Origin of the sequence: Kitasatospora sp. NBC_01300 (assembly GCF_041435235.1) — a bacterium.
Taxonomy (GTDB): domain Bacteria; phylum Actinomycetota; class Actinomycetes; order Streptomycetales; family Streptomycetaceae; genus Kitasatospora.
In genome coordinates this window covers 1,723,586-1,736,229 of sequence record NZ_CP108408.1, presented here as the reverse complement: position 1 = coordinate 1,736,229, position 12,644 = coordinate 1,723,586, and the positions used below count along the sequence as shown (strand labels likewise).

The window sequence follows — 12,644 nt, the reverse complement described above, 5'->3', positions numbered from 1 at the left end:
CTGCGGCACTGAGCGGCTGAGGTGCTGCGGCGCTGAGTAGCTGAGCGGCTGACCGCCGCGGCCGGGGCCGGTGGACGTCTGCGCGTCCGCCGGCCCCGGCCGCCGTGCGGGTCGGGTCGGGCAGGGTCAGGTCAGGAGCTTGTCCTTGGCCTTCTGGTACTCCTCCTCGGAGATGGCGCCCTTCTCCTTCAGGTCCGCCAGTCTCGCCAGGTCGTCGACGTGGCTGCCGCCGCCCCCGGGTGTGCCGGTTCCGGCCGCCTCCCGGATGTAGGCCTTGACGGCGGCCTCGCTCTGCCGGACCTGGGCGGCGTCCCGCTCGCTCATCGACTTCCCGCGGGCGATCACGTAGACCAGCACACCGATCAGCGGCAGCACGATCACCAGGAGCAGCCAGCCGGCCTTGGCCCAGCCGCCCAGGTCGTGGCTGCGGAAGACGTCTGTGATGATCTTGAACAGCAGGAAGAACCAGAGGATCCAGAGGAACAGCTCCAGCATCGTCCAGAAGATGTTGAGCACCGGGTAGTCCACGGCCAGCATGTTGGTGTCCATGGCCGAGTCATATCACCGCAAAACGGACAATGCTCTCTGCTGTTCGGCCGTTCCAGTGGTCTTCCGGCCCAGCGGGAATATCTCGGGGCGGGGCTCGGAGCTGGGGCTCGGAGGGGCGGGGGTCAGCCCCGCCCGGCCCGCCGCCGCAACTCCACGGCCAGCCCGATCAGCTCGCCCCACCAGGCGTCGTGCCCGGCCAGCAGCAGCCGCTGCGCCTCGTCCGCCGACACCGCCCGCACCTCGACGACCTGCTCGCCGTCCGCCGGGTTGGTCGGCGTCGAGTCCACCGCGACCTCCGCCCAGCCCCACAGCCACGCCTTCTCCGGGTGCGGCTGCCACGGCCGGTACGGCGTCGGGTCCTCGGTGCGGCAGCGGTGCGCGCCGAGCCAGTCCGGCTCGCCGAGCAGCCGGGCGCCGGCCTCCTCGCGCAGCTCGCGGGCCAGACAGGTGGCGATGCTCTCGTCCTGCTCCCGGGTGCCGCCGGGCAGGAACCAGTGGTCCCGGTCGTCCCGGCAGAGGACCACCTTGTCGTCCGCGAAGCCCACCAGGTGGATGTTGGTCACCAGCTCGTCCGGCGGCAGCACGGTGGAGAACAGCGCGTCGTACCGGCCCCAGGTCCAGTACTGCGGGGCGTGCAACGCGGGGAAGAGGGTGGCGAGTTCGGCGGATCTGTCGTCGGTGTCCGCCCGGTGCGTGGTGTCAGTCATTCGGTGATCGTAGTGCCGGCCGGGAAACGCCGGGGGGCGCTCGGATGGACGAGTGTGATGTCCGAGGTGGAGATGGCCCGCGGCCGGCGGCGGGTGGCCTCGACCGGCTCTCGGACCCAACTCCCCAGCGAGATCTCGGCGGTGATGCCCGGCCCGAAACCGGCGATCAGGCCGGTGGTGCCGTCGGCCACGCCGCCGTCGGCGAACAGCCGGGCGAGCGCGTCGAAGACGACGGCGCTGGCGATGTTGCCGCGCTCGGTCAGCGTCGCGCGGCTGTACCGGAAGGTGGCCGGCTCCAGGTTGAGGAAGTGGCAGAGGTCGTCGAGGATGCGCGGGCCGCCGGCGTGCACGATGTAGAAGCCCAACCCGGAGACGTCCCAGCCGTGTTCGACGGCCAGGCCGCGCAGCGCCGGGGCGAGCATCTCCATGGTGCCGGGCACCCGCTTGTCCAGCTGGAAGTGGAAGCCGGTGTCCTTGACCCCGTAGGAGATCCAGTTCTCGGTGTCGGGGACGAGGTGCGAGCCGTTGCGCTCGACGTGCACGCCGGTGCCGCCGTGTCCGCGCATCACCACGGCGGCGACGGCGTCCCCGAACAGGCCGTTGGAGAGCAGCGAGCCGACGCCGAGATCGGTCGGCTGGTAGCAGAGCGAGCAGAACTCGCAGGACACGATCAGCACGTTGGCGCCCGGGTAGGCGCGGCAGAAGTCGTGCGCCCGGTTGACGGCGGCGCCGCCGGCCGCGCAGCCGAGCTGGGCGATCGGCATCTGGCGGGTGTCGCAGCGGAAGCCCAGGGCGTTGATCAGCCAGGCGGTCAGCGACGGCATCATGAAGCCGGTGCAGGACACGTAGATGATCAGGTCGATGTCCCGGGCGCCCAACTCGGCGTGCCGCAGTGCCCGTTCGACCACCTCGGGGACGCGGAGCTTGGCCTCCCGCTCGTAGACCGCGTTGCGGGCGGTGAAGCCCGGGTGGGTGAGGGTCTGCTCGATCGGCTGGACCAGGTGCCTGGTCCGCACCCCGGTGTTCTCGATCAGCCGCAGGGCGAGGCCGAGTTGCGGGTGGCCGGCGTGCAGGCTGCGGGCCAGGTCGAGGGTCTGGTCGAGGGTGATGACGTTCTCGGGTACGGCGACGGCAGGGCGGCAGAGTGTTGCCATGGTGCGGGTCTCCCCTGGGTGGCCTGGCCGGGCGGGCTGGCGAGCGGCCCGGGCAGGCGGCCTACGGATGCGTCGAACGGGCGCCGTGCGGTGCTCCGTGGCGGAGGCGGCGGCGCGGGGAGGAGGTCACCAGGCGAGCGGCAGGGTGCGGGGGTAGCGCCAGATCGACCCGGTGTGCCAGTCGAGTTCGGACGGCGGGACGGCGAGCCGCAGGCCGGGGAAGCGCCGCAGCAGGGTGCCGATGGCGACCTGGAGCTCCATCCGGGCCAGGTGCGCGCCGAGGCAGTGGTGCTGGCCGTGGCCGAAGGCCATGTGGGTGGGGGCGCCGCGGTCGAGGTCGAGTTCGTCGGGGCGCTCGTACATCGCCGGGTCGCGGTTGGCGGTGAGGTAGGAGATGTGGACGGCCTCGCCGGCCCGGATCAGCACGCCGCCCAGCTCGACGTCCTCGGTGGCGACCCGGGCGATGCCGACGCCCTGGCGGAACGGGATGAAGCGCAGCAGCTCCTCCAGCCCGCGCGGCAGCAGTTCGGGCTGGGCGCGCAGCTTGGCGAGCTGTTCGGGGTGGGTGAGCAGGGTGTAGGTGATGTTGCTGAGCTGGTAGGTGCTGGTGTCGTGGCCGGTGACCAGCAGGACCATCGCCATGACGGCCAGCTCCTGGTCGTCCAGCAGTTCGTCGCCGTCGCGGGCGGTGGCGAGGGAGCTGATCAGGTCCTCGCCGGGGTGGGCGCGGCGGGCGGCGGTCAGCTCGGTGAAGTAGCCGCGCAGCGCGGCCTTGGCGGCTTCCTGGCCGGCCCGGCTGCCGGGGCCCATCGTCATCATGGCGACGGCGTGGCCGCGCAGTTCGGCGCGGTCCTGCTCGGGGATGTCCAGCAGCTCGCAGATGGTGGTGAGCGGGAGCCGGCTGGAGAGGAAGTGCACCAGGTCGGCGGGGGAGCCGTGTTCGGCCATCTCGTCGAGGTAGCCGTCGACGATCCGCTGGGTGGCGGGGCGCATCCGCTCGACCTGGCGGTTGGTGAAGCCCTGGGCGACGAGGCGGCGCAGCCGGTTGTGGGCCGGCGGGTCCATCAGGTTGATCGCCTCGGCCTGGGCGATCGCGGCGGGCGTCATCCGGGGCAGGTCGCGCCCGATGCCGGCGGCGCGGCTGAACCGCCGGTCGGTGGTGACGATCCGGACGTCCTCGTAGCGGGTGGCCAGCCAGGCCTCGCCCTCGCCGTGCGGCAGTCGGATCCTGGCGATCGGGGCCTCGGTGAGCAGCCGCTTGAGGAGCGGGTCGAACTCCAGGCCGTCGGTGTGGTTGAAGGGGCAGTCCCACACGGGGGCGGAGGTAGTCACGGGCCTGTCCAGATGTCTTGGAAATGCCGCCCGAACGGTCATTTCTGGTTCGGGCGCGGACAGAGAGATGTTCCCCCATGAACTGGCAAAAATGTGAATCAGACCGGGAGTTAGCTCTAACGAGTTAGATAGATGATTGTCATGCGAATTAAGGGAGTTGACCGGACGTCATTCGGTGCCGCCTCCCGGCGAGACCAGCCCGGTCTCGTACGCGAGGACGACCGCCTGGGCCCGGTCGCGCAGGTCGAGCTTGGCGAAGATCCGGGCGACGTGCGTCTTCACCGTCGACTCGCTGAGTGTCAGTTCCATCGCCAACTCGGCGTTGGACAGCCCGCGTCCGAGCAGTGCCAGCACCTCCGCCTCGCGCGGGGTGAGCGGGGCGAGGTTGCGGTGCAGCGGCGGGCCGTCGGCGCCGGGGGCGGGGCGCGGGGCGCCGGCCGCGAAGCGTTCGACCAGCCGCCGGGTGATCGAGGGGGCGAGCAGGGCGTCCCCGGTGTCCACCAGGCGCACGGCGGCGGCGAGATGGGCGGAGGTGACGTCCTTGAGCAGGAAGCCGCTGGCCCCGGCGGCGAGGGCGGCGTAGACGTAGTGGTCGAGGTCGAAGGTGGTCAGCATGATCACCCGGCAGCCGGGCGCCCGGGCGAGGACCCGGCGGGCGGCCTCCAGGCCGTCCATGCCGGGCATCCGGATGTCCAGCAGCGCGACGTCCGGCCGGTGCGCGACGGCGGCCGCCACCGCCTCGGCGCCGTCGGCGGCCTCGGCGACCACGTCGATGCCGCGCGCGGTGAGGATCATCCGGAAGCCGGTGCGGACGAGCTCCTGGTCGTCGGCGATCACCACCCGGGGGCGGCGCTCCCGCTCCGGCTGCTGCTCCGGCTGCTGCTCCGGCCCCCGCTCCACGCCGGCCCCGGTCACGGCCGGTCCAGCGGGATGCGGGCGCGGACCCGGTAGCCGCCGCCGAGCCGGCGCCGGGCGTCGAGGTCGCCGCCGTACACGGCGACGCGCTCGCGCAGGCCGAGCAGCCCGCGCCCGGCGCCGTCGGCCGGCCGGGCGGGCTGCGCGGGCCCGGCGTCGGCGGGCCGCGCGGGCGCGGTGTGGGCGCCCGCCAGCACGCTCGGCCCGCTGTTGAGCACCTCCACCCGCAGGTAGTGGTCCGCGTAGCGCACCGTCACCTCGGCCGTCACCCCGTCCCCGTGCTTGAGCGCGTTGGTCAGCGCCTCCTGGATGATCCGGTACGCCGTCACGTCGACGCCGCCGGGCAGCGGTCTCGGCTCGCCCGAGATCCGCACCTCCACCGGCAGCCCGGCGAAGGCGAACCGGTCGATCAGCGGCCCGAGCCGGCTCAGGCTGGGCTGCGGCGCGAACCCGTCCGTCTCCTCCTCGGTGCCGTCGGCGGCCGGGGCGAGCAGCCCGAGCAGGTGCCGCAGCTCGGTCATCGCGTCGCGCCCGGCGGCCTCGACGGCGCCCATCGCCGCCGCCGCCTCCCCGGGCAGGGTGGTGATCACCTCGCGCGCGGCCCCGGCCTGGACCACCATCAGACTCACGTTGTGGCTGACGATGTCGTGCAACTCGGCCGCGATGCGCGCCCGTTCGGCGTCCACGGCGGTACGGGCGGCGCTCTCCCGCTCCCGTTCCAGCAGCCAGCCGCGCTCGCCGATGGCCGCCCGGTGCAGCCGCCGCGCCCGGGCGAGCGCGACGCCCAGCCAGCCCGCCGCCGCGACCGCCGTACCCGCCACCGCCGCACTCGCCACCGCTACGGCGGCCCAGTCCGTCCCCGTTCCCCACACGCCGCCAGTTTCCCAGTCCAGGCCATGATCGACATCATCCGGGGGTGCCGCCCGCGTACATCCCGGGTACTACGGCCGCCCCGGCTACACCCCGGGTGGGACGCCCGGCCCGGGGGCCCGCGCCTACCGTCGTCCACCATGAGCAACGACCACGACGGGACCACCCCGCCGGACGACGCGCAGACCGTCGTCGAGCTGTCCGGGGTCCACAAGGAGTTCGGCGACGCCAAGGCGCTCGACGGCGTCGACCTGCGGATCCGGGCGGGCGAGGCGGTCGCCGTGATGGGCCCCTCCGGGTGCGGCAAGTCCACCCTGCTGAACATGGTCGCCGGGCTGGACCGGCCGACCTCCGGCACCGTCCGGGTGCACGGCCAGGACCTCGGGCAGCTGAACGAGACCGGGCTGGCCCTGTTCCGCCGCCGCCACATCGGCATGATCTTCCAGTTCTTCAACCTGATCGACGACCTGCCCGCCCTCGACAACGTCGCCCTGGCCGCCCAGCTGACCGGCACCACGGCCCGCCAGGCACGCCGCCGCGCCCTGGAACTGCTGGACGAACTCGGCGTCGCGCACCGCAAGGACACCTACCCGGCCGCCCTCAGCGGCGGCGAGCGCCAGCGGGTCGCGGTGGCCCGGGCCCTGATGAACCGCCCGGCGCTGCTGCTCGCCGACGAGCCGACCGGCGCACTGGACAGCCGCTCCGGCGAGCAGGTGATGGACCTGCTGATCGACCTCAACCAGATCGGCCAGACCCTGCTGATCGTCACCCACGACCCCAACCTGGCCACCCGCTGCGCCAGCCGCCTGGTCGAGGTCGCGGACGGCAAGGTGGCGCGCGAGCGGACCCTGGAGGCGTCCGCATGACCGGCGCCGTGTGGCGGGCGTCCCGGGCGGCCGTGAAGCGCCGCCGGGTGCAGACCTTCGTGATCGGCCTGGTCGTCTTCTGCTCCACCACGACCGTGCTGCTCGCCCTCGCGGTGATCAGCGCCGCCCGGGCCCCCTTCGACGACGCCTTCGACGCCGAGCGCGGCGCGCACGTCGTCGCGGCCTTCGACCCGGCCAGGGTCTCGGCGGAGCAACTGGCCGCCACCGCCCACCGGCCGGGCGTGGAGGCGGCCGCCGGGCCGTTCGACCAGGCCGTGGTGGAGATCCCCACCGACTGGGTCGGCCGCCCGCCGGGCCCGCTGACCCTGGTCGGCCGGGCCGATCCGGCCGGGCCGGTGGACCGGGTGCAGCTGCTGGGCGGCCGCTGGGCCACGGCGCCCGGCGAGGTGGTCATCCAGCAGCCGGGCGGCGGCGCCGCGACGATGTTCCTCGGCACCTCGCTCACCACCGCCACCGGGCTGAAGCTCACCATCGTCGGCTTCGCCAGTGGCATGAGCCAGTCCGCCGGCGGCTGGGTCGTCCCCGAGCAGGCGGCCGCCCTGCACCCCACCGGCCGTCAGATGCTCTACCGCTTCGCCGACGCGGACACCGAGCAGCGGCTGACGGCCTCCCTCGGCGCGGCCACCGAGGGACTGCCCGAGGGCGCGCTCGCCAGCGCGCAGTCGTACCTGGTGCTCAAGCAGGCCTTCTCCGCCGGCGCCGACGCCTACCTGCCGGTGATGACGGTCTTCGGTGTGCTCGGCCTGGTCGTCGCGGCGCTGATCGTCGGCAACGTGGTGAGCGGCGCGGTGGTCTCAGGCTACCGGCACATCGGCGTGCTGAAGTCGATCGGCTTCACCCCGCGCCAGGTGGTCACGGTCTACCTGACCATGGTCTCGGTGCCCGCGGTCGTCGGCACGGTCCTCGGGACGGCGGCCGGCTGGGCGGGGGCGTACCCGATCCTGGAGACCGCCTTCAGCGGCATCTCGACCGGCACCGCCGTGATCGAGCCGGCCGGCTGGCTGCCCGCCGCCACCCTGGTCGGCGTCCCGCTGCTGGTCGTCGCCGCCGCGTTCGTCCCGGCCTCGCGCGCCCACCGGCTCTCCGCCGCCCAGGCGATCTCGGCCGGCAGCGCCCCGCGCACCGGGCGCGGGCTGAAGGTCCAGCGCCGGCTGAGCGGCACCCGGCTGCCGCGCGCCGTCAGCCTCGGCCTCGGCCAGCCCTTCGCCCGCCCGGGCCGGACGGCGCTGACCATGGCGGCGATCGTGCTCGGCGTGGTCACCGTGACGGTCACCACCGGCCTGAGCAGCACCCTGGCCAGGAGCATGGCCCCGGCCGACGACAAGACCCACGTCAACGTGCAGACCGGCCACTTCCAGGGCAACACGGTCGAGCCGCGGCTGACCCCGGCCCAGACCGAGGCGATGCTGCGCGCCACCCCCGGGGCCGCGCAGGTCGTCACCCGGGGGCTGGTCCGGGTGGGCGTGGTCGGCCACACCCAGCCCGTCTTCATGGACTTCTACGGCGGCGACGACATCGCCGGCACCAGGTGGCTGCGGGTGGTCAAGGGCCGCCCGGCGACCGGGCCGGACGAGGTCCAGGCCGGGCCGGCCTTCCTCGACCAGCGCGGGCTCAGGCTCGGCGACCGGATCACCCTGACCCTGGAGGGACGACAGCGGGCCGTCACCATCGTCGGCGAGGAGATCCAGGGCAACGCGAACGCGATCACCTCCAACGACGCCACCCGGGCCGCGCTCACCCCCGACCCGCACACGGTCGAGTACGACGTGCGGCTCGCCGACGGCGCCGACGCCGCCGCCTACCGGAAGGCGGTCACCGACGCCGACCCGAGCCTGACGCCCTCGGTGGTCGCGGAGAGTTCGGCGGGGCCCGTCGTCGCGATCCAGACCTTCAGCACGGTCTTCACCGTCCTGCTGTCGGTGGTCGCCTCGCTGGGCGTCTTCAACACCCTGCTGCTCACCATCCGCGAGCGCCGCCGGGACATCGGCATGCTGAAGTCCATCGGCATGACGCCCCGCCAGGTCGTCGCGATGACGGTCACCTCGGTGGCCTGGCAGGGCGCGCTCAGCGGCGTCATCGGCATCCCGGTCGGGATCGTGGTGCACCGGCTGATCGCCGAGAACGTCCGGATCCTGGCCTTCCCGGAGCACATGATCGACGTCTGGGGCGCCCCGCTGCTGGCCGGGCTCGCGCTGGCGGGCGTCGCGATCGCCGTCCTCGGCGCCCTCGTCCCGGCCCGCTCGGCGGCCCGGCTGCCGATCGCCGAGGTGCTGCACAACGAGTGAGCGGGGGCGGCGCGCGGACGGCCGGGCGGTTCGTCGCCCGGCCGTTCGGGTGTTGTCCGAGTGCCGTCCGGCGGGCCTTCGGCCGCACGGCTGACGCCGGGTCAAGGCCCGGCGTTCGAGCGCCTATCATCGCGCCATGGCCACCGCTGAGCTGATCCGCATCGTCTCCCGCTCCTCGCCCATGGCGCTCGCCCAGGTCGAGCGGGTCCGCGCCGAACTCGCCGCCCTGTACCCGGGCCTGCGCACCGAGGTGGTGCCGGTCACCACCTCCGGCGACCGCTGGATGGGCGACCTCGCCCGGCTCGGCGGCAAGGGCGCGTTCACCAAGGAGGTCGACGCCGCGCTGCTCGCCGGGGAGGCCGACGTCGCCGTGCACTGCCTCAAGGACGTGCCCGCCGACCGCCCGCTGCCCGCCGGCACCGTCTTCGCCGCCTACCTGCGCCGCGACGACATCCGCGACGCCCTCGTCCACCCCGGCGGCCTGACCCTCGCCGAACTGCCGCCCGGCACCCGGATCGGCACCTCCTCCGTCCGCCGGGTCGCCCAACTCGCCGCCTCCCACCCGCACCTGGTGTGCGTGCCGATCCGCGGCAACGCCAACAGCCGGCTGGCCAAGCTGGCCGCCGGGGAGGCCGACGCGCTGCTGCTCGCCGTCTCCGGGCTGGAGCGGATCGGCGAGCAGGCGCGGATCACCGAGATCCTGGACCTCGACGCGATGTGCCCGCCGATCGGCGCCGGCATCCTCGTCCTGCAGTGCCGCGAGGACGACGTCGTCACCGTCGACGCGGTCGCCGCGCTCGGCCACCGCGACACCTGGCGCGAGGCGGCGGCCGAGCGGATGTTCCTGCACGTCCTCCAGGGCCACTGCAACAGCCCGATCGCCGGTTACGCCAAGGCCGAACCGGACGGCCGGCTCTCGATGCGCGGCCGGGTCTTCAGCCCGGACGGCAAGCAGGTGCTGGACGCCCACGAGTGGGCCGGCGCGCTCAGCCCCGAGGACCTCGGCACCTCCACGGCGCTGGCACTCAAGCGGCAGGGTGCACAGGAGCTGATCGCGGGCATCCCGCACTGATCCCCGGCATACCGAACTGATCTCCGGTATCCCGCACTGATTTCCAGCATCCCGAACTGATCTCCGGCTCTGTGACCGACCGCTACCGGAACAGCAGTTCGGCGAAGCGGTCCACCTGGTCCACCTCGGGGGACCAGCAGTACAGCATCACCTCGTCCGCGCCGATGGCCGTGAAGCCGGCCACGGCGGCCCGGACCGCCTCCGGTGTGGTGAGCAGGCCCTCCTCCATCCGGTCGGCGCGGCCGCTGGACTCGTAGTACGCGCGGATGTTGCGCCGGGCCTGCTCGACCGTCTCCGCCGAGCCGAGGACGGCGTTCGCCTGGGCGACCAGCCGGGGCCGACCGTCGCGGCCGTGCCGCTGCCAGGACTTCTCGACGTCCTGGAACAGCCCGGCCATCACCTCCGGCGGCACCCCCGCGCCGAGGAAGCCGTCCCCGAACCGGCCGACCCGGTCCAGCGCGGCCGGGGCGAAGCCGCCGAACAGCACCTCGGGGCCGCCCGGCGTCGCCGGCGCGGGCCCGACCGGGCCGACCCCCTCGCCGAACGGCTCACCGGCCCAGAGGCGGCGCAGCACCGCCATCCGCTCGTCCAGGAGCCGGCCCCGGCGGCGCGGGTCGATGCCGGCGGCCAGGAAGTCGTCCTCCCGGCCGCCGACGCCGAGGCCGAGCGTGAACCGCCCGCCGGAGAGCAGGTCCAGGGTGGCGGTCTGCTTGGCGAGCAGCGCGGGGACGTGGTGCGGCGCGAGCAGCACCTCGGTCTGGAGGCGGACGCGGGACGTGGCGCCGGCCAGGGCGGCCAGCGTCACCAGCGGTTCGGGGTTGTCGAACACCACCCGGTCCGCCAGGCCGAGCGTGCTGAACGGGCCGGCGTCGGCCCGCCGGGCCCACTCGAACAGCAGGACGGGGTCCTGGAGGGGCAGACCGAGGCCGATCTTGACGGCCTGCGGGGCGGTTTGCGGGGCGGGCTGGGAGGTGGGCTGAGGGTCGGGCTGCATGGGGATCATCCTCCGGAGGGCAGGCCGCATACGGGCGCCGCTCCTCCGCGGGCCCGCGCGCGGTGCACGGCCCTGCTCCCCGTCCTGCGGCTCGTCGTTCCGGGGAGCGTGCTCGTCGGAGTGCGGCGACGGTGGCGCGAGGTGTTCCCTGGGTCCAACGCCGTTCCCCTCGCGTCCGTGCCTGGAATGATGCCCGCGAATCCCCGGACAACTGGCGATTCATCAAGTTTCCAGGTGGCGCGCCGGAGACGGATACGGCGCCGGAGACGGATGCGGGTGCTGGAGACGCTTCACCCGTTTTGCTTCCGGGTGGGTGGGCCGCTACGCCCGGTGCTCGGGCAGCCAGTGCTGCGCGTAGGCGACGGCGTCGCGGAGGCGGAAGAGGCGGGTGGTGGCGGCGCCGACCGTGGCGTGGCGGACGGCCTCGGGGCGGTCGGCCTCGAAGGCGGTGCCGAGTTCGGCGAAGTCGTCGGCGCAGACGGCCCGGTCGCGGACGGTGAGCCGTTGCCGGCCCTCGGGGGTGAGGGCGGCGAAGGAGATGTCCTCGCTCGGGCCCGGGACGCGGTATTCGGCGAGGTGGAAGCAGGTGCAGGAGCCGAAGTCGACGCCCAGCAGCAGGACCTGGGCGTCGCGGTCCTCCAGCCGGGCGAGCGGGCTGGACTCGCCGAGCAGGCAGTCGAGGGCGTGCCCGTCGGTGGTCTCGGCGGCGCCCGGGCCGAGGGCGGCGAAGGAGGTCTGCGGGTGGGCGCTGCGCCGGGCGCCGGGCCAGGTCCGGACGGTCTCGGGGATGGCGCCCATGCCCAGGGTGGGGCTCACCTGCGGGTCGTACGCGGGCCAGGACGCCCGGATGTCGGGCCACCAGGCCTCCGGCACCGGCGGGTTGGACCAACCGGCAGGGTCGGAGTTGTCGCCGGTGTGGGTGGGGACGACGAGGGTGCCGGTCGGCCCGAGGGCGTCGAGCAGGGCCTGGACGACGGTGACCGGCCCGCCGGAGACCCAGCCGAGGGAGCGCAGCGAGGAGTGCACGAGCAGCGTGCCGCCGGGTTCGACCCCGGCGGCACGCAGCTCGGCGGTGAGGGACTGGCGGGTGCAGAGGGGGCCGTTGACGTGCATCGGGCCAGCTTGCAGGTGGGTGGGGCCGGTGCGCCAGCGGGTTTTTCCTCGCGCTGAACACGGCCCGCCTCTCCATCTGGCCTGATCTTGAACTCCCTGTGGTGGCTGACGGTCGCGGAGCAGGAAGTCGGTCCGGCCGACTTCCTGCTCCGTCTGTATGTGGTGCAGGCGGCCCTGCCCGTCAGCGCCCGTCCGGGAGGAGCGGGAAGAGGCGGGCCACGGCGGCGACCGGGCGGGCGCCGGCCGGCCGGTCGGCCGGGTCGGCCTCGCGGTCGCGGTAGCGGGCCAGCACCTGGCGGACGGCCTCGCCGACGGCGGCCAGTTCGGCGGGGGTCAGGTAGAGGACGGCGCTGAACGCCTCGTCCTGGCGCCAGTCGGCCGGGGCCGTGTCGCGGTGGGCGAGCCAGCGCCGGTAGCTCTCGTCCTCCAGGCCGCGCGCGAGTTCCCCGAACTCGTCGGCTGCGGCGTGCTGGTGGGGTCGGTGGGGCTGCTGCGGGAGCTGCCAGGGGCGGGCGCGGCCGTCGGTGGCGGGGGCCTCCTCGATGAGGCCGTGGCGGGCCAGCTGCCGCAGGTGGAAGGAGCACAGGCCGGAGCTGTACCCGGTGGCGGCGGCGGCCTCGGTGGAGGTGAGGGCGGCCTTCTCGGCGAGGAGGCCGAGGAGCGCGGTGCGTACGGGGTGCTGGGGGAGGGCGCCGGTGGCGGGCGGCGCGGTGAGGTCTTCGGTGTCTTCGGCGCCTCTGGCATCTTCGGTCACTTTGCAAAGTCT

Annotated in this window: 12 protein-coding genes; 3 read left to right on the top strand and 9 right to left on the bottom strand. The window is 74.0% G+C overall.

What is annotated here, in order from left to right; translation table 11 throughout:
* Nucleotides 1-126: 126 nt before the first annotated feature.
* From OG556_RS07650 to OG556_RS07625, 6 genes are all read right to left on the bottom strand, one after another.
* The gene (locus OG556_RS07650) at nucleotides 127-549 is read right to left on the bottom strand and encodes an SHOCT domain-containing protein (RefSeq protein WP_371516448.1); all 423 of its coding nucleotides are present in this window, start codon (nucleotides 547-549) and stop codon (nucleotides 127-129) included.
* A 122-nt stretch (nucleotides 550-671) separates the two neighbouring features.
* Complete coding sequence (locus OG556_RS07645) at nucleotides 672-1,256, bottom strand: NUDIX hydrolase (protein WP_371516447.1); 585 nt, start codon at nucleotides 1,254-1,256, stop codon at nucleotides 672-674.
* The gene (locus OG556_RS07640) at nucleotides 1,253-2,410 is read right to left on the bottom strand and encodes a type III polyketide synthase (RefSeq protein ID WP_371516446.1); all 1,158 of its coding nucleotides are present in this window, start codon (nucleotides 2,408-2,410) and stop codon (nucleotides 1,253-1,255) included. Before OG556_RS07640 ends, OG556_RS07645 begins: the two co-directional genes overlap by 4 nt.
* A 126-nt stretch (nucleotides 2,411-2,536) precedes the next feature.
* On the bottom strand, nucleotides 2,537-3,784 hold the full coding sequence (locus OG556_RS07635) for a cytochrome P450 (RefSeq protein WP_371516445.1): 1,248 nt from the start codon (nucleotides 3,782-3,784) through the stop codon (nucleotides 2,537-2,539).
* 126 nt (nucleotides 3,785-3,910) lie between these two features.
* On the bottom strand, nucleotides 3,911-4,642 hold the full coding sequence (locus OG556_RS07630; RefSeq protein ID WP_371522611.1) for a response regulator: 732 nt from the start codon (nucleotides 4,640-4,642) through the stop codon (nucleotides 3,911-3,913).
* Between the two features lie 11 nt (nucleotides 4,643-4,653).
* The gene (locus OG556_RS07625) at nucleotides 4,654-5,529 is read right to left on the bottom strand and encodes a sensor histidine kinase (protein ID WP_371516444.1); all 876 of its coding nucleotides are present in this window, start codon (nucleotides 5,527-5,529) and stop codon (nucleotides 4,654-4,656) included.
* Nucleotides 5,530-5,667: 138 nt separating this feature from the next.
* On the opposite strand from OG556_RS07625, the gene OG556_RS07620 reads away from it, so the two are divergent.
* The 3 genes from OG556_RS07620 to hemC all read left to right on the top strand — a co-directional run bounded on the left by OG556_RS07620 (nucleotide 5,668) and on the right by hemC (nucleotide 9,771).
* Entirely contained in the window at nucleotides 5,668-6,393 is a 726-nt protein-coding gene (locus OG556_RS07620; RefSeq protein ID WP_371516443.1) for an ABC transporter ATP-binding protein, read from the top strand.
* Nucleotides 6,390-8,699, top strand: a complete 2,310-nt coding sequence (locus OG556_RS07615; RefSeq protein WP_371516442.1) for an ABC transporter permease — start codon at nucleotides 6,390-6,392, stop codon at nucleotides 8,697-8,699. Before OG556_RS07620 ends, OG556_RS07615 begins: the two co-directional genes overlap by 4 nt.
* 136 nt (nucleotides 8,700-8,835) lie before the next feature.
* Entirely contained in the window at nucleotides 8,836-9,771 is a 936-nt protein-coding gene (gene hemC / locus OG556_RS07610; RefSeq protein ID WP_363584007.1) for a hydroxymethylbilane synthase, read from the top strand.
* A gap of 82 nt (nucleotides 9,772-9,853) precedes the next feature.
* Here the strand turns inward: hemC and OG556_RS07605 are convergent, their stop codons facing one another.
* The 3 genes from OG556_RS07605 to OG556_RS07595 all read right to left on the bottom strand — a co-directional run bounded on the left by OG556_RS07605 (nucleotide 9,854) and on the right by OG556_RS07595 (nucleotide 12,632).
* On the bottom strand, nucleotides 9,854-10,765 hold the full coding sequence (locus OG556_RS07605) for an LLM class flavin-dependent oxidoreductase (protein ID WP_371516441.1): 912 nt from the start codon (nucleotides 10,763-10,765) through the stop codon (nucleotides 9,854-9,856).
* Nucleotides 10,766-11,086: 321 nt separating this feature from the next.
* Nucleotides 11,087-11,878, bottom strand: a complete 792-nt coding sequence (locus tag OG556_RS07600) for an aminoglycoside N(3)-acetyltransferase (RefSeq protein WP_371516440.1) — start codon at nucleotides 11,876-11,878, stop codon at nucleotides 11,087-11,089.
* 181 nt (nucleotides 11,879-12,059) lie between these two features.
* Complete coding sequence (locus OG556_RS07595) at nucleotides 12,060-12,632, bottom strand: winged helix-turn-helix domain-containing protein (protein ID WP_371516439.1); 573 nt, start codon at nucleotides 12,630-12,632, stop codon at nucleotides 12,060-12,062.
* Nucleotides 12,633-12,644 lie beyond the last annotated feature (12 nt).